The organism is Bradyrhizobium sp. LjRoot220 (genome assembly GCF_964252915.1).
Classification (GTDB): domain Bacteria; phylum Pseudomonadota; class Alphaproteobacteria; order Rhizobiales; family Xanthobacteraceae; genus Bradyrhizobium.
In genome coordinates, this window is the sequence record NZ_CAXUPS020000001.1 from 858669 (window position 1) to 875764 (window position 17096).

The 17096-nt window shown below is 57.6% G+C and carries 13 protein-coding genes and 1 pseudogene; 10 read left to right on the forward strand and 4 right to left on the reverse strand.

The genetic code is table 11. The features are described from left to right. Positions 1-440 precede the first annotated feature (440 nt). The 3 genes and pseudogenes from ACSQ84_RS03490 to ACSQ84_RS03500 form a co-directional block, all read left to right on the forward strand. Positions 441-2921 (forward strand): annotated as a pseudogene (locus tag ACSQ84_RS03490) (bifunctional diguanylate cyclase/phosphodiesterase); the annotation flags it as partial. A gap of 314 nt (positions 2922-3235) precedes the next feature. Next, positions 3236-4594 (forward strand): malonyl-CoA decarboxylase, encoded by a 1359-nt coding sequence (locus ACSQ84_RS03495; protein WP_436210238.1) that lies wholly within the window; start codon positions 3236-3238, stop codon positions 4592-4594. Positions 4595-4607: 13 nt separating this feature from the next. Beyond that, the gene (locus ACSQ84_RS03500; RefSeq protein ID WP_436210239.1) at positions 4608-6137 is read left to right on the forward strand and encodes a malonate--CoA ligase; all 1530 of its coding nucleotides are present in this window, start codon (positions 4608-4610) and stop codon (positions 6135-6137) included. Here the strand turns inward: ACSQ84_RS03500 and ACSQ84_RS03505 are convergent. The 4 genes from ACSQ84_RS03505 to ACSQ84_RS03520 are packed head-to-tail and all read right to left on the reverse strand — an operon-like array spanning position 6128 to position 10107. Further along, the gene (locus ACSQ84_RS03505) at positions 6128-6538 is read right to left on the reverse strand and encodes a Fur family transcriptional regulator (RefSeq protein ID WP_436210240.1); all 411 of its coding nucleotides are present in this window, start codon (positions 6536-6538) and stop codon (positions 6128-6130) included. The genes ACSQ84_RS03500 and ACSQ84_RS03505 overlap by 10 nt on opposite strands. 18 nt (positions 6539-6556) lie before the next feature. Then, a complete protein-coding gene (locus tag ACSQ84_RS03510) occupies positions 6557-7840 on the reverse strand; it encodes an amidase (RefSeq protein ID WP_436210241.1) in 1284 nt (427 codons plus the stop codon). Between the two features lie 25 nt (positions 7841-7865). Further along, positions 7866-8618, reverse strand: coding sequence for a maleate cis-trans isomerase family protein (locus ACSQ84_RS03515; RefSeq protein ID WP_436210242.1), 753 nt, complete (start codon positions 8616-8618; stop codon positions 7866-7868). Between the two features lie 43 nt (positions 8619-8661). After that, the gene (locus ACSQ84_RS03520; RefSeq protein WP_436210243.1) at positions 8662-10107 is read right to left on the reverse strand and encodes an amidase; all 1446 of its coding nucleotides are present in this window, start codon (positions 10105-10107) and stop codon (positions 8662-8664) included. A gap of 130 nt (positions 10108-10237) precedes the next feature. Between ACSQ84_RS03520 and ACSQ84_RS03525 the strand changes: the two genes are divergently transcribed. From ACSQ84_RS03525 to ACSQ84_RS03555, 7 genes are all read left to right on the forward strand, one after another. Then, positions 10238-11173, forward strand: coding sequence for an IclR family transcriptional regulator (locus ACSQ84_RS03525; protein WP_436210244.1), 936 nt, complete (start codon positions 10238-10240; stop codon positions 11171-11173). Between the two features lie 20 nt (positions 11174-11193). Then, a complete protein-coding gene (locus ACSQ84_RS03530) occupies positions 11194-12063 on the forward strand; it encodes an NAD(P)-dependent oxidoreductase (protein ID WP_436210245.1) in 870 nt (289 codons plus the stop codon). A 216-nt stretch (positions 12064-12279) separates the two neighbouring features. Next, complete coding sequence (locus ACSQ84_RS03535) at positions 12280-13152, forward strand: branched-chain amino acid ABC transporter permease (RefSeq protein ID WP_436210246.1); 873 nt, start codon at positions 12280-12282, stop codon at positions 13150-13152. Positions 13153-13189: 37 nt separating this feature from the next. Further along, positions 13190-14185, forward strand: coding sequence for a branched-chain amino acid ABC transporter permease (locus ACSQ84_RS03540; protein ID WP_436210247.1), 996 nt, complete (start codon positions 13190-13192; stop codon positions 14183-14185). Next, the gene (locus tag ACSQ84_RS03545; protein WP_436210248.1) at positions 14185-14970 is read left to right on the forward strand and encodes an ABC transporter ATP-binding protein; all 786 of its coding nucleotides are present in this window, start codon (positions 14185-14187) and stop codon (positions 14968-14970) included. The genes ACSQ84_RS03540 and ACSQ84_RS03545 overlap by 1 nt, the downstream gene beginning before the upstream one ends. Beyond that, positions 14967-15746, forward strand: coding sequence for an ABC transporter ATP-binding protein (locus tag ACSQ84_RS03550; RefSeq protein WP_436210249.1), 780 nt, complete (start codon positions 14967-14969; stop codon positions 15744-15746). The genes ACSQ84_RS03545 and ACSQ84_RS03550 overlap by 4 nt, the downstream gene beginning before the upstream one ends. Then, positions 15743-16978: an ABC transporter substrate-binding protein gene (locus tag ACSQ84_RS03555; protein WP_436210250.1), complete on the forward strand. Its 1236-nt coding sequence runs from the start codon at positions 15743-15745 to the stop codon at positions 16976-16978. The genes ACSQ84_RS03550 and ACSQ84_RS03555 overlap by 4 nt, the downstream gene beginning before the upstream one ends. Positions 16979-17096: the final 118 nt, after the last annotated feature.

Consider the following 17096-nt stretch of genomic DNA (forward strand, 5'->3'; position numbering starts at 1 on the left):
AAGTTCGAACTGCAACATTCCCGTCCACGAAGCACCTCATCATTGGACGCCACTGGTTCTGGGCCCGTGCGTCGGTTTGCGGCGCGTCCATGAGGTCGACAACGTTCGCGCCCCCGGGGCGGTCTGGCGCGGATGGTCTTGCCGTTTCGTTTTGCGTTGATGAATTCGGCCAAAACCGCTTAACCTATGCGGCGTTGTCGCCTTTGGAGTGCTCAAAGGTCTTTCGATGCGTTCTAGCTGACCCCTGGCAAAAAAGCGGGTGGGCGCTCGCGGTGCATTCACCGCGCACTTGGCACTCCAGTAGTTTTACGGAACTGACTCAGCAGGTGATCCCCAAACCTGGTTGCTCCATGGAGATTCAAGCAACATTTACCACGATTCATAACGGCAACTTAGGTTGCCTGGGTACTCACTGAAGGGGTCGCCGACGCCCGAGGTAGAAGATGAACACCGCCGAAGAGCGCTTAACCCGCATGTTCGCGGCGCTCAGCGCAACAAACGAAGCCATCATGCGGGCCAAGTCACGGCAGCAACTATTTGAGATGGTCTGCGAGGCGGCCGTCCATGGTGCAAAGTTCAACTCGACGACCATAGCGCTGGCCGAGCCCGGAGGTGAGTCTGTTAAAGTCGTTGCCGCGTCCGGGCCTAGCTCGCACGAAATGAGAGGACTGGAATATACCACTCTTGATTCGGGGCCTCTAGGAAGGGGCTTAACGGCGTCGGCGTTTCGTACGCGCCAGCCATGCATTAGCAACGATTACATGGCCGATGAGCGTACCAAACCATGGCAACCAATTGCCCGTCGCATGGGCGTGAGATCGTCGACATCGCTGCCGTTGCTTAGTGGTGATCGAGCGGTTGGAGTGCTGCTTTTCAACTCGGTCGAATTAAATGCGTTCTCGCCCGACTTTGTCAGATTGCTACAACGGCTTGCCGAGAACGTCTCATTCGCTTTGGCGAACTTCGATCGCGCTGACGAGAAAGCCCGCTCCGACGAGCAGAAGGACCGCTTATCACGCATGTTCGCGGCGCTGAGTGCGACCAACGAAGCAATAATGCGGGCAACGTCACGCGAGGAGCTTTTCAGGCTCGTCTGCGAAGCAGCCGCGAACGGCGCCAAGTTCACTTCAACGATGATCAGCCTTGTAGAGGAGGGGAGTGAATTTCTCCGCACGGTTGCCGCCGCTGGCCCCAATGCCGAAATCCGCAATATTCCAGTGGCGCTCAATACCGGAGGTCCCGGAGCGTTCAGCTTGGCTGCGATGGCGTTACGCTCGGGACAAGCCTGTATTAGTAACGATTTCCAAAGCGACGCGCGAACCAGCCATTGGCACGATGCAGCCCGGACCTGGGGCGTTAGATCGGCCGCGGCATTACCTTTGCTGGGCGCCGGCAAACCCATCGGCGTGCTTATATTTCATTCCGTCGACAAAGACACGTTCAATCCGGAATTCGTAGAGCTGCTGAAACGTCTGGCCGATAACGTCTCGTTCGCTCTCGATAACTTTGCCCGCGCAGAAGAGAAAATGAAATCTGACCAGAGGATCGAGTATCTCGCAACGCATGATGCGCTAACGAATTTGCCCAACCGAGCGATGTTCAATCAGCTCCTGCAGCACTCAATCGAGACCGCCAAACGGTACCAGCAGCATTTTGCGGTGATGTTTATCGACCTCGATAGGTTCAAAATTATCAACGATTCATTGGGTCACGAGGCCGGCGATGCTTTGTTGATCGAAATAGCCAAAAGATTGCGTCAAAGCCTGCGCGCAAGCGATGTTGTAGCGCGGCTGGGTGGCGATGAGTTCATGATTATCCTGGAGCAGAGCGATCGCCAGGAAGTCGAACGCTTCGCTCGCGATTTGTTGTCAACTCTCGGCCAGCCCATGCAACTGTCTGGGCACGAATGCCACACAACCGCGAGCGTCGGCATTTCGATCTTTCCGGCTGATGGTACTGATGCCGAGACGTTGACGAAACACGCAGACATGGCGATGTACCTCGCCAAGGAAGGCGGCAAGAGCGATTTCCGGTTCTTTACGAAGGATATCAAGACGCAGTCGATAGAGCGCCTGCTGCTGGAAACCAATCTGCGCCACGCCCTGGAGCGTAACGAGTTCTCGTTGCAGTATCAGCCAAAGGTGGATCTGGCGACGGCCCAGATTACCGGAGTGGAGGCGCTGTTGCGCTGGAATCACCCCGATTTGGGCATGCTGCAGCCGACGCAATTTATTCCCCTCGCGGAGGAGACCGGCCTGATCGTACCGATCGGTAGATGGGTCCTGGAGCAGGCCTGTGCACAAAACATGGCGTGGCAGGGCGCAGGGCTGCAAACGGTGTCAATGGCGGTAAATCTCTCACCGCGACAGTTTTCCGATGAGCACCTGCTGAGGGATATCGACCATGCGCTCGCATCCAGCGGCATGCCAGCGACTCTCCTGCAGCTCGAGGTCACCGAAAGCATGGTGATGCAGAACGTGCCGCGGGCGGTCAAACTCCTTGACGAAGTTCAAAGTCGAGGAATTCGTATCGCGATCGATGATTTCGGTACCGGCTATTCTTCGATGTCTCTCATGAAGCAGTTTCCTATCGACACGATCAAAATAGATCGTTCCTTTGTGCGGGATATTCCAAGGGGCTCCGAAGACCAGGCGATCGCGCAAGCGATAATTAGCATGGGGAAGGCTTTGGGAATGACGGTCGTTGCGGAAGGGGTAGAAACGACTGAACAAGAGGCGTTCTTGCGAGATCACGCTTGCGACGAAATCCAAGGATTCTTCTTTAGCAAACCGGTTCCGGCAGAATGTATGCCCGATCTGTTTCGGCAGCAATTACACGTCTCACCGCCAATTCAGCCCGAGCCCGGCAGCGGGAATTCAGAGGACGTCGTGCGTAGACCGCTAGAACGGGTACGGCGGTAAGCACGATTTCTCGCAACGCCAAAACCCGTCGTGTGTTAGCGCCCACACCTCAGCGAAAAGGCCGAGATCTCGTTGGAGATCCCGGCAAGTTTCGGGAGGAAACGTCTCAGGTCCCGCCGGCCATCGCCGACCTATGAAGGCTGACTTTGTAGGCGAAACGCAGGGTCAAAACGGACCCTCGAGCCGTCCAAGCACGATCTAAATCATCATTACGCTTTGCGCAATACATTTTGTATTGCGGAATGAGTCAAATTTCGTTAGAAGCCGAATTGTTCGCAAGGCGCGGTCGAATTCCTGCGGCATGAGGAAGGACGATGATTTCGGCAAGCGTACAAACCTCGCAGTTCTTCGCCGATCTGATGCGCACCGTCTCGGAGCGAGGGCTCAAGTTGATGAGGCGCCCGCGTGGCGCGTCCGAGCGCAGACCGGAAGTGTTGGCCGAGATGCTGATATCCCGGCGCGGGGAAGCTTCAGGTGTCGCGTTGGCCCAAGCGTTGCTCGATTCATACACGCGAGGGTCGCTGGCGGAGCGCCTGTCGTTCCTAACGTTCCTTGCGGAAAAGTTTGGACCGGATCTTGAACGGGTTCGAGCGGCTGCCGACATCTTTGTGCGCAATGTCGACCAAAAGGCCGCAATGGAGCTTCATGACGCTGCGGAGCCAAAACGGCAGGAATTGTTCAGGCGTTTGAACGCCGCACCAGGCGCGACGAGCGCGCTTGTACGAATGCGCGAGGATCTACTCGACAACATGGCAAGATCACTCGACTTCGAGTTCGTCGACCGGGACTTGCTGCACCTGTTTTCGTCGTGGTTCAACAGGGGCTTCCTGGTCCTGAGACCAATAAGTTGGACGACGCCTGCTCACATTCTCAGCAAGATCATAAGATACGAAGCGGTTCACGCAATCAAAGACTGGGATGATCTCAGAGGCCGCCTGGAACCGGCGGATCGCCGCTGCTTTGCGTTCTTTCATCCACAACTCGGAGATGATCCGCTCATCTTTGTGGAAGTAGCTATCACCGATGATATTCCGTCCTCAATTGCGGCGCTCCTGGAGGGTGGACGCGCCCCTACAGCGCCGGAAAAAGCGACCACCGCCGTCTTCTATTCGATTTCGAACACCCAGCGCGGGCTTGCTGGCGTCAGTTTCGGAAATTTTCTGATCAAGCAGGTAGTGGATGATCTCAAGCGAGATCTTCCGAACGTCAAGCGATTTGTCACATTGTCACCGGTTGTGGGATTTGCCCGCTGGCTGGCAGCGGTGCGCTCTGGAAAGACGACGGGCGTCCTGCGGCCGGATCAGCTTCAGCGCCTGGCCCCACTGGACGAGGCTGGATGGCATCTGGATGGGAAGAAGGCGTCGATGGTTCGCGACGAACTGACTGTCGCGGCTGCCTACTATTTCCTTGCGGCCAAGGACGACAAAGGGCGTCCGAAGGACCCGGTGGCACGCTTTCATCTCGGAAACGGTGCCAGACTGGAGCGTATAAATTTCCTTGGAGACTGCTCCGAAAAGGGACTGCAACAGTCTCACGGCCTCATGGTCAACTATCTCTATGAGCCGGACCAGATCGAGCGAAATCACGAAGAATTCTCGAGTTCGGGCACCATCGCCGCTTCCGCAAGTGTGACCTGCCTGGTTTCACCGCCCGGCTCGTTTCCCTTCGCTTGAACTTGGAATTTTCATGAGCTCTTATCTTTTCTCCGGCCTTTTTGCCACTGGCACGGCGGCGAGCAAACCATTGTTCGAAATGGCCGACGGTAGCGTCATCTGTTACGGGGAAGCTATCTCAGAATCGTCACGCTTCGCGAACGCCTTGATCATTAAAGGTGTCAAGCCCAACGATCGCGTAGCGGTCCAGGTAAACAAGAGTCCCGAGGCGGTGATGCTGTATCTCGCCTGTTTACGGGTCGGAGCCATCTTTCTTCCCCTGAATACTGCATACACTGCCGCGGAGCTGGATCATGTGATCGGTGACGCGGAACCAGCAATGTTTGTGTGCGCCCCGGAACGCTCTTCGGAAATACGGGCTCTGGCCGAACGGTTGGGCGCAAGCCTTGAAACGCTCGGGGCATCAGGCGATGGAACGCTTGCTGACCTGGCTAGGTGTCAGAAGGAGACTTTCGTCAACACCGTACGAACCAGCACAGATCTCGCGGCAATCCTGTACACATCCGGGACCACTGGGCGGCCTAAGGGAGCGATGCTTTCTCACGGCTGCCTGCTGTCAAACGCGTTGACGTTAAGGGAATCCTGGCGGGTGACTCCAAGCGACCGACTGTTGCACGCTCTCCCCATTTTCCATACTCACGGGTTATTCGTCGCGATCAACGTGATGGTTGCGGCCGGAGCCACCATGATTTTTCTTCCCAACTTTGACAGCGGGGAGATCATTCGGTTGATGTCTCGCGCGACGATGTTGATGGGTGTTCCAACTTTCTATGTGCGCTTGCTGCAACACCAGGGCCTTACGCGAGAGCTCACGGGCAAGATGCGATTGTTTATCTCCGGCTCAGCCCCACTCGAGCCGGATACCCACCGCTTGTGGCAACTCCGTACGGGACATCAGATACTGGAACGCTACGGGATGACCGAAACAAATATGATCACCTCCAATCCATGCGATGGTTTGCGGTTGGCCGGTAGCGTCGGCCAGCCGTTGCCCGGTGTCAGTTTGCGCATTGTTGATCAACGCACCGGCGGGGAGTGCGGCCTAGACAGTATCGGCACCATCGAAGTGAAAAGTCCGGGTCTCTTCACCGGGTATTGGCGGGATCCTATAAAAACCGCTGCGGAGTTCAAGCCGGACGGGTATTTTGTAACCGGAGACCTCGGCAGGATTGACGAGCAAGGTTATGTCCGGATTGTCGGTCGCGGAAAGGACCTGATCATAACGGGCGGATTCAATGTCTATCCCAAGGAAGTCGAGGAAGCCATCAACGCGCTGCCCGGCGTCAGGGAAAGCGCCGTCGTTGGGGTTCCTCATCCTGATTTCGGCGAGGGTGTTGTAGCAGTGGTAGTTCCGAAACAAGGCGCGCTACTGGGAGCGGAGGCAATCCTGCACCATTTGCGCGGGCGCCTGGCCAAGTTCAAGGTTCCAAAGCATCTGGTTTTCATGACCGAGCTGCCACGCAATGCGATGGGCAAGGTGCAGAAGGAGATTATTCGCGGCGCTCTCAAGGATGTTTATCAAACATCGGCCGATCAAGCCTGAGCCACCTTCATGGCCCTTAGCCTGAATACGAGATGCAATCCCGATATCTCGTACTCGTCGGGCACCTCGATGCTGAGCTCTTGGAGTAAAGCCGGATCCAGGTCCTCAATCTCGCCAGTTGTCTCATTGTACAGGTGCGCGTGAGGTTCAATCTCGGTATCATACACCGATAAGTGGTCGTGGATGGCTATGTTCCGCACGAGCCCCGCCAGCTCGAATGTCTTGATGGTGTTATAGACCGTCGCAAGGCTCACCCTGATGCCGTGTTCGAGGGCCGAAGCGTGGAGCTGACCAGCTGTAAAATGCTTCGGACGAATCTTATGCATCAGGTGATACAAGTCTTTACGTTGCCCTGTTCTCCGCAAGACGCATTTTACCATCGCTTGTTCGAAATGGTTCACGATTTCAGGCTCCCGGAATCAAGCACCCAACACTTCAGCAAGGGTTTCAGAATGGGCCAGCAAGGCCTGATCTGAATCCCTCCTGGAGGTGAGCTGGATGCCGAGCGGCAGACCACTCGCCGTCTTCAGCGCTGGAATCGTAATGCAGGGCACATGAAGCAGTGTCCAGAAGCTGTTGAAGATCGGCAGCCCGGTCCCGGCGTCTCTCCTGGGAGCACCCCCTGGTGCGCTCGGTGTTATGACGATGTCGAAATCCTCAAGCAGGCGATCCATCAACGAACGGTGCCTCTCGGCCTCGGAAAGCTTCTGCTGGAAGTCACTGCCTGAGATAGCTCGCCCCTTGCCGACAAGCTCCGCGACCGGTGCAGAGATATCTCCATCGCGCATGTCATAAAGCGCTCCGAAGTTACAGGCCGCCTCGAAGCTCAGAATGTCTCCATGCAGTCCGTGTAGTCCTCTGACAGCCTTACTCAGGTCGACGTCGACGAAAGAAATACCGGCGTCAGCGAGCTTGCGCTTGATTGGATTATAGACCGCGAATGCCTCGGGATAATCCACGCTCCATTCTTCGGACAGGATCGCAAAACCGATCCGGGCCGGCGGTGGACCGGGAAGCGTCGCAAGAGGTTCAATCCGATTCGATAACTGACCACCAACGAGCGCGATGTCCTTGACGCTTCGCGCTATGAGACAGAGCGTGTCCAGCGACTGGGCGAGCCGCATCACACCCGTGGTGTCAAACAAGCCGAAGGTTGGTTTGTAGCCAAAGACACCGCAGTATGACGACGGCCGGATACAGGATCCGGCCGTTTGCGTGGCAAGTGCAACGGGTACCATGCAGGCGGCGACGGCCGCCGCGGATCCGCTCGAGGAGCCACCCGGGCTGTAGGCGGGATGGCTGGGATTGGCCGTCTTTGAAGGCTGCAGGTAGGCAAACTCGGTACTGACTGTCTTGCCCAGCGTGATCATTCCTGCTTCGCGGAGCTTGTTCACGCATACGGCGTCTGCCGTGGGCATGTTGCCGTCGAACAATTTCGAGCCGTAGGTGGTCGGCATGTCAGCAGTGTCGATAATGTCCTTGATACCGAGGGGAATCCCCGTGAGAAGGCCCTCCAACATGCCCCAATCGGCCTCTGCGGCGCGATCGGCGGCGCGTTTTCGATCGAGAAATTGCCAGGCCTGAACGATCGGCTCGCGCGACGCGATCTGATTGAGGCACGAATCCAGCAGTTCTCGCGAGGTCAGCTGCTTCTGCGCGAATTTCGCCGATGCCTCGGTGGCCGTCAGTAGGTTTGCACGCATCTGGTTGCTATGGATTGCAGGATTCTCAATAATTTCCCGACAGAAGCGCTCCGGCGTTCGGAACACGGGTCGGCAGGTTAAGTTTCTTGAGCATCGCATAAACGGTACAAGCGGCCGCCGAGATGACCGGCCTGCCGCTCAATGCTTCCACCGCAGGAATTGCCTGCAGCGACGGCATCTGGACACAGGCAGAAACAATGATTGTATCGGCACCGGATGAATTCAGCTTCGGGTAGAGTTCAATCAGGGCATTTGGATCGCGTTCGCCAACCACGATGTTATCGGCGATCTCAAGAGACATGGCATCGAGCACCTCGAAGCCTTCGCTTTCGATGTAGTCCTTAACGAGCTGCGTCAATGGCTTCATGTAAGGAGTGATGATCGCAATCCGCTTGGCCTTCAACGCCGACAATCCCTCGACCAGCGCACCGGCGCTGCTGACCACGTGCGTTGGGGGATGGTTCAGGCGGGCAACATCCTGCAGGCGCTTTTCGGAAGCACGATGGTAGCCGCGGCCCATGCTCATGATGGCCACGAGACACGCGTAGCCCATCACATCGACACGCGCGTCGGACAACTCTGCCGCACAGCGGTCGGAGTCCCTGTCCATGGCTTCAAGCTGCTCCTTGGTGACCTTTGTCAAGCGCATTCGGCTCGAATGGAAGGTGAAGCGCTCCGGCGCGACTTCGTGCCTTGCGAGCAGCATGGCTGGAATCTCCGTTTCCATGGTGATGTTCGAACTTGGCACGATCTGGCCGATACGGAATGCGCGTGGCATCTTGGATCTTTCTGCGAAATTAGGGTGAACGGTTGAACTTGCCTTAGAAGGGGATGCGGATCCCTTGCGAAGGGCTATGGGCCTCATAGGCTCTTGCCGCGCGAAGGATCAGGCGATCCGCGAAGCGCGGACCAATGATCTGCAGTCCAATGGGGAGTCCCTCCTCGGTAAACCCGCAGGGAACGCTGATCGCGGGCTGCTGGGTCATATTGAAGGGATAGCCGAATGGTGTCCAAGCGCGGGTATCCTCGAACTCAGCGAAGTCTTCCGGCGTCCATCTGTCGGCGGCAAAAGCCGGCACAGCGCATGTAGGGCTGAGCAGCAAGTCAAAATCCTGGAAGAACGATTGGAAGGCGCGAGCCAAGGCGCGGCGTTCGTCTTGTGCCGCGAGGTACTCCAATGCAGTAACATTGCGGCCATTCTCCACGACGTCGCGGAGCTGCTCTCCGATGAGGGCAAATTGGTGCGCAGAGAAATTGCGCAACGAGTAGGCGAAGCCGGAACGAAATAGCGTCAGAAAGAAGCCGATTGGATTTTTAACATCGGGGTGAGCTTCTTCTACGGTGGCTCCCAATCCTTCGAACTGTTTGGCCGCACGTCGCACGGCTGCAGTTATCTCGGGATGAACCTTGGGTGCGTATCCCAACGTCGTCGTAAAAGCGACGCGAAGTCCTTTGATGCCTCCGGACATGCTGTGCACATAGTCCGGGTCTGGATCCGGCGGCAGCGCATCAACGTCGCGTATGTCCGGACTGGAAATGACTGAAAGCGCCAAGGCGCTATCCTCGACTGAGCGCGTGATCGGCCCCGGCGACGACAGCGTGCCGGCCACGTTCGGAGGATAGGTCGACAGGCGGCCGCCGGTAACCTTCATTCCGACGACGCCGCATAGCGCGGAGGGAATGCGGATCGAGCCGCCGGCATCGGTCGCCAGAGCAATCTGACCCATCCCCGCCGCGATTGAAGCTGCCGCGCCGCCGCTTGATCCCCCCGAGTTCTTGCTGAGGTCCCATGGATTTCTCGTGGTGCCAGTCAGGGGGCTGATGGTGATTGGTCCCGCGCCAAATTCTGGCGTCGTCGTGATTCCGAGCATGATCCCACCGGCCTCGAGGGCTCTATCGACGATCGGAGCGCTTTCCCTGACGGGGTCGGTGCTCGTGGCACGCGAACCTCGACGGAAGGGGTAACCCTTCACCATGAGCGTGTCCTTGACGGACAGGGGCACACCGTCGATCCGGCCGAGCGGCTCCTTGCGTCGCCATCTCGCTTCGGATTCAGCAGCCGACCGCAGCGCACGCTCGCTATCCAAAAGGGTGAACGCGTTGATCTTTTCGTTATGCGTCTCAATCCGTGAAATTGCTGCCTTGCATGCTTCCACCGGCGACAAGCTGCCGTCGGCATATCGACGGACAATCTCGCTTGCGGTCATGAAGGCTATTTCGTCAGTTGCTGCCACAGCCACGCTCCACTTGGAAATTTCGCGTGACATTTACCATTGCAAAACGTATTATGCAATGAGGCATACCCAATTCCAATTCAATGGGCTCCCCGGGTTTGGGCAGTCGCTTTGGGCCGATTTGATTGCGCCGGTCCAAAATCTGATCTAGGGGATGCGCACCATGGTGCGGACACTCAATATGAAGAAGCCCACTGCTGCCCGACGTGATTTAGACAGGCGCAACGGCGTCCAGTCGATAGAAGTTGGTTCTCAACTTCTGGATGCGCTAGCCGGCTCGGCGGGGCCCTTGTATCTCGGGGCGCTCGCCAGTGCTGCCGGCATGTCAGCAAGCAAGGCGAGGCGATACCTTGTTAGCCTCCTGCGTTGCGGCCTTGTCGAACAGGACAGTACGACTGGCCGTTATGATCTTGGAAAAATGGCGCTGCGCATCGGACTAACGACGCTGAACCGTCAAGATGGAATTAGAATCGCCACCACGGCGCTGATCGACCTTAATCAGGAGATGGACCGTACCGTCTTGCTGACAATCTGGAGCGAGCGGGGCCCCATCATTATTGCCTGGTACGACAGCACAGAGACCTTGATCTGCAATCTCAATGTGGGCTCTATCCTGCCTATCTTGCGCAGCGTCAGCGGGCGGCTATTCCTTTCGTACCTGCCGCGTGGGACCACCCAATCGCTGCTTTCCATCGAACTCAAGAACGAGTTTGTCCAAAGCAAACTGCGCATACGCACGGAGAGAGATGCCGGTCGATTGATCCGCGAAATACAGCGGGCCGGCCTCAGTCATACCGAAGAACTCCTGGTGCCTGGCCTCAGCGCACTCGGCGCCCCGATATTTGACCATCAGGGACGGATCCTGGCAGTGATGGGCATGGTTGGTCTTCCCGGCACCTTGCAGGTGAAGGGTCCCGGAAGCGATGGAGAGGTCCTCCTGCGCAAGACGCAGGAAGTTTCCCGGCGCCTCGGCTTCAATGCCGAAGCACCCGGTGGATCGCTAGCCGAATGGCTCGATCGCGACGAATCGACCACGCCGCGCGGGGACCCGCCAGCATTGCTTTTGCCTGTTCCAAAAGCTGCGCGCAGCAAACGTTGACAGCCTCTGTGTCTGAACCAATGCGTATCGGCTTGATCGGCCTCGGCCGACTTGGACGCGCGATCGGCGAGCGGCTGCTCGATTGTGGTTTTGGCCTCCGGGCCTGGAACCGAACGCCGTTGCCGGAGGTGGGTAGGTTGTCCACGGCTGTTGTTCAATCGATCGCCGCTGTGGTGCAGGACTCGGACTGCATACTGGTCGTCGTGCGCGACGACGATGCGCTGGTTGACGTGACCAATCAGCTTTGCTTGCTTCCGATTGAGCACAAGATCGTTGTCCATATGGGGACTGTTCGCCCCCCGACAGCACGAGATGTCGCCGCCAGTCTGAAACGTCACGGCGCACGCTTTCTGGACGCGCCGGTGTCGGGCACCGTGGGTCCTGCGCGCAGCGGTTCGTTGCTGTTTATGGTAGGAGGCGAGCGCAGTACTTTCGATGCCGCAGGTTCAGTATTTACTGCCCTGGGAAGGAAGTGCCATTTCCTGGGGGAGGCCGGAACCGCCTCCTTGATGAAGCTCGTCGTGAATTCGTTGCTGCTCGTCTACTGGCAGGGACTGGGCGAGGCACTGGCAATGGGGAAGGCGGGCGGACTTTCCGTCGAAAAGATGCTCGACGTCGTCGGAGATAGCGCTGCCGGTTTGCCGCTGGTCGCAGCAAAGGCGCCGGTGATATTGGGAGCGGCCGGCGAGGTCGGTTTTGATCTTGCCGGAGCGTTCAAGGATCTCGGCCAAATCCTGGCTGCTGCGCGCGAACTCGGCTGCTCCGCGCCTGCGACTGCTGTCACAACCGAAAGCGTATCGGCGGCGTTGTCCGCCGGCCTTCACGATCGGGATGTCGCCGAATTGGTGCGCTTTCTAATCGAGCAACCTACGCGGTTGACACAGCGCTAAATAGCGGAGCGCCTCATAGGTCGAGGTCCCGCAAAGGCCGCGGCCGGCATGCCTGCCGACCGGATTTATCCGCTGGACATCCCGAACAGATAACCCAAAGCGGTCAAACTCAGCCGGGCCGGTGCTGCAGCGCAATGCAAGAATCATATTGCGAAATGCATTTCACTATGCGTAATTAATCAAATATGACTTTTTGCGGCCAGGAAAATATCAGCCATGGCGACCGCACTTCAAATTCTTCTCGATGCACTTTTGCTCGCGGGGATCTACGCGATCGGCGCGCTCGGCTTCGCTCTTATTTGGGGCGTGCTGAATGTGCTGAACATCGCCTATGCCGCGTTCATAATGCTCGGCGGCTATCTAAGTTATTTTCTTTGGAAGGCGGGGATCGATCCGCTGGTGACCATCCCGATCGTCATGTCGGTTCTCTTCGCGGTCGGATATGCGACCCAGGAGTTGCTGTTCAAGTACGTGTTAGGCGGGCCTGCGTCGCTCGGGATTTCCCTGAGCTACGGGCTAAACCTGCTGCTGGTCGGATTGGTGCTCTATTTCCTGTCAGCGGAGTACCGCAGCATCAACCTTCCCGACTACCTTCGTGGCTATGCCGTCGTGTTTGGAGCGAAGCTCACTTATGCCCGCATCGCGACATTCCTGATTGCCCTCACATTGACGGCGGCGGTCTGGGTTTTCGTGGACCGGACGGAACTCGGGGCCGCAATTCGTGCGACGCGGTTGGATCCCGAGGCCGCCAAGCTGGTGGGTATTCGCATAGGATCGATCTTCAATCTTACAGCCGGGATATCAGGCGCGCTTGCCGGTGCAATGGGCGCATTGATTACCCTCGTTTACAGCGCTTTTCCCGGTATGGGGGACCACTATCTGCTGCAGATCCTTGTCGTCACGGTGCTGGGCGGATTGGGCAGTTTGATCGGGCCGTTGATCGGCGCGCTGATAGTCGGCTTCGCGTCCAGCGCGGTCGCGAACGTATTTGGTGCGACCTACAGCATGCTCGTTGGTATGGCGCTGGTATGGGTCGCACTCATACTTTTCCCGAACGGAATTCTCGGTCGGCGCTTCTACGAAGCCTGAGAAATGCAAGGCGCCTCCGGCGCTGGGACAGTAACGGATGCACAAGAACGAAGCCCAATTGCTTGCCATCGCTGCGCTGACGGCCGGCGTCGCCCTAGTCGTCATTCCGATGGTCGTGGGTCCCTACGGTCTGCGCGTCGCAACAACCGTTTTCATGTTCGTCGCGTTGGCTCAAGCCTGGAATCTGATCGGGGGATATGCTGGGCTAATGTCGCTCGCGCATGCCGCCTTCTTCGGCACCGGCGCGATCCTGACTGCCATCTTCCTGATTAACGGCGTTTCTCTCGGTCTGTCGGTGGCGGCGGCTATCGGAGCCTCTGTCTTGATCGCAGTAATCGTAGGCATACCCACCCTAAGATTACGCGGGCATTACTTCGTCGTCGCGACATTGCTTGCCACCGAGGCGATCCGGAATCTCGTGATCAATCTCAATGCGTTCAAGTTCAACGGCGGGATAGCTGTCAACATCATCTCCCATGTTGGCTTGTCAGCCTACTCGGCCGATGCCTACAACCGGATATTCTTCTACATAATGGCGGGCTGTGCGCTCGTCTCGGTCGCAGTCTCGCTGTGCTTTGAATACTCGCGCTGGGGGCTTGCCTTGCGAGCGGTCAGAGACAGCGAGCGCGCCGCGTCTGCGCTGGGTATCTCTGCTCCGAACCTGAAAGCCGGAGTGTTCCTGCTGAGTGCCTTCCTGACGGCTGCCGTCGGTAGCGTGTGGGCCTGTTGGCAGGGGTCGGTCGAGGCCAACGAGGCATTCAGCCTGGCGCTGACGTTTGAGGTCATCGTCATGGTGCTGCTTGGCGGACGCGGTACGGTCGTGGGTCCGATCGTGGGCGTAATTTTGATACTCCTCCTCAACGAATGGCTAGGCGTCAGATTCGCCGAGATTAGCCAGATCGTCTCCGGCGCCATCGTGATTGTAGTGGTCCTCTTTCAACCGGATGGCCTCGCGAAAGTATTCCGGGGCGGCTGGGCGACATTGTCCCCAAAAAGCCTGCAACAGAATCTTATGCGCTATCGGGTGCGGTAATGAACTCAATTCTCCAGGTCAGCGGTCTGACGAAAAGATTCGGCGGCCTTTTCGCGGTGGACGGAATTGATCTTGAAATCGGCGCCGGCGAGATCGTCGGCTTGATTGGAGCAAATGGTGCCGGAAAGACGACCCTCGTCAATTTGCTTGCCGGGGAACTGCACCCCAGCGCCGGCAACATTCGCTACCGGGGGCGGGACGTCACCTCATCTCCACCCTATTCCAGATGCGCAATGGGAATTGTGCGAACCTTCCAGGTGCCGGAGCCCTTTACCGACCTGACGGTGCGCGAGAACGTCATGATTGGTCGACTGTTCGGATCCGCACCGGCCCGGAACACACACGAAGCAGGTCTGCTGGCCGACGAGATCCTCACCGACGTTGGGCTTCGTGCGGTTCGCGACCACGCAACCGCCACGCTTACGACCGCGGCGCTCAAGAGGCTTGAGATCGCGCGTGCTTTGGCTGCGGATCCGTCAGTGCTGCTGCTCGACGAGCCACTTGGTGGGCTGAATACCACGGAGGCGCGGGCTGCGCTCGATCTCGTAAGGGAGGTCAGAGCAAAGGGAATCTCGATCATCTTCATCGAGCACATCGTGCCGGCCGTTATGGCGGTCAGCGACCGCGTCATCGTCTTGGCCAATGGTCGGAAATTAGCCGAGGGTTCTCCCGAGACGATCCTTAACGACGACGAGGTCAAGAGGTCGTATCTGGGCAACGTCGAGGCCGGCGCGGTCCGCCGATCCCGATCCCGTCTCACACAAGCTAACGCGGAGCGGCGATGAACGCTCTGGGTCATTCAGCAGTCGGGAAAATACCCGTCGAGCCCGAGACTCCCGACGAAACCATTCTTGGTATCGTTGGATTAAATGCGGGTTACCAACACATCCATGTGCTCCGCGACGTGACCTTCAGCGTGAGTCGGGGCGAGATTTTTGCCATCGTCGGAACCAACGGAGCCGGCAAATCCACGCTCTTGCGCACCATTTCCGGACTGATTGCGCCAATGAGCGGATCAATCAACTTCGAAGGAACTGATATTGCGGGCTGCAATGCTGCGGATATCGTAAGACACGGCATCAGCCAATCGCCCGAGGGCCGACGCTGCTTTGCCGGTCTCACGGTTGACGAAAATTTGCGGCTTGGAGCTTTCAGCCGGCGGACGGGATCGCCAGCTCTCGGGGAACGCCTGGAGAATGTATACGGCTATTTTCCGCGGCTGCGCGAGCGACGAAGGCAATTGGCCGGCACCCTGTCGGGTGGCGAACAGCAGATGTGCGCGCTTGGCAGGGCGCTGATGGCGCTCCCGAGACTGCTGATCGTCGACGAACTGTCGTTGGGGCTCGCCCCGATCATAGTTGAAGAGCTGCTGCTCACACTCCAGGGGATCCATCAGGCGGGCACGACCATCATGTTGGTTGAGCAGGACGTCGGTGTCGCGTTGGGCTTCTCCGATCGCGCTATCGTCATACAACAGGGGCAGATCGTCCTGCAGGGATACTCCGAGCATTTGCTCGAGAGTGAGCACGTCGTGAAGAGCTATCTTGGAGGAGTGGTATGAAACGAGGAATAACGCGTCGCAACGCAATCAAGCTGGGTGGAATTGGTATCGCCTCCACAGCGCTTCATCCGGTGGCGGCATTGGGCCAACAGAAGCCGGAGAAGTTCAGTATCGCCTGTGTCAACAGCCTTAGTGGCGGCTTTGCCCGTTATGGGCAGGAGCTTCAGCGCGGCATGGATATTGCGCTGGAGAGAATCAACGCAAAAGGCGTCAAGGTAGGTGACAAGACATTTACCTTCAACGTCGAGATGTACGACGACAAGACCGATGGGTCGACCTGCGCAAAGCTCGTCGAGAAAGCTGTAACCAGCGATAACGCCCAATTCGTCATCGGCGGCGTCGGAAGCGTGATCGCCCGCACGATCATCCCGGTGGCTCAACGCCTGCGCGTGCCGATGCTTGCCCTTTGGGCGCAGGTTGACGGCGTATTTGCATCGCAAGCCGGCAACCCGTTCCTGTTCGGCGCGATGCCGCCATTCAGCAGATACTACACTTTGATCAGCCAGATGGGCGCCAACTTCACCAACCCAAAAATTCGGCGCGTCGCAATGATCACTCCGAGCGACGAGCTCGGAGTTTTTACGGCTAAGGACTATCTCCCCGCAGACGTGGCAAAAGCAGGGCTGGAGCTTGTTGGAACCGAATTCTTTGCGCCCAAGTCGCAGGACTTCGGGGGCGCCCTGGAGCGGGTCTCGCGCCTGAATCCGGACATGCTGGTCATCAATTGCTACACGCCCGAGATCATCGCGATCTTCAAGGAAATGCAGGCGGTAAATTTCTTTCCTCCGATGATCGTGGTTGAGGCGCCGACCAAACTTCATGAAAGCATTGGTGACGCCATCAACGGCGCGTTTGTTCCGACGTTCTGGGATCCGACTCTCGACAAAACGAGGGACAGCTATATCGGAACATCTCGCGAATTTGCCGCTGCCTATCTGGCCAAATTCAATGAGGCTCCGCCGGATTTTGTAGCAGCCTGCGGCGCCAATAATCTCGTCGTTCTGGCCAACGTCCTGAGTTCCGCAGCATCCTTGCCGACGACGGAGGGACTTCGGGAACGGCTACGAAACTACGATGGAGAAACCTTCTTTTCCCAGACCAAATTCGATCACGACGGCCTGAATCGCAGGGGTGTAGTTTATCCGGCGCAATTTCAAAAAGGAAAACCTGTTCTGGTTTATCCGCCAGACCTCAGGGTTTCCGACCCCTTGCATCCATACCCGCGCAGATAAGGCGACCGCACGGCATTTTTTGTGTATGTCGTATTGCAAAACGTGTTGCGCAATACAGAATAAGATGATCTATAGAAGGGCGGATCCGGCCATTTTGAACCGGTTCCGGGTTTGCGAA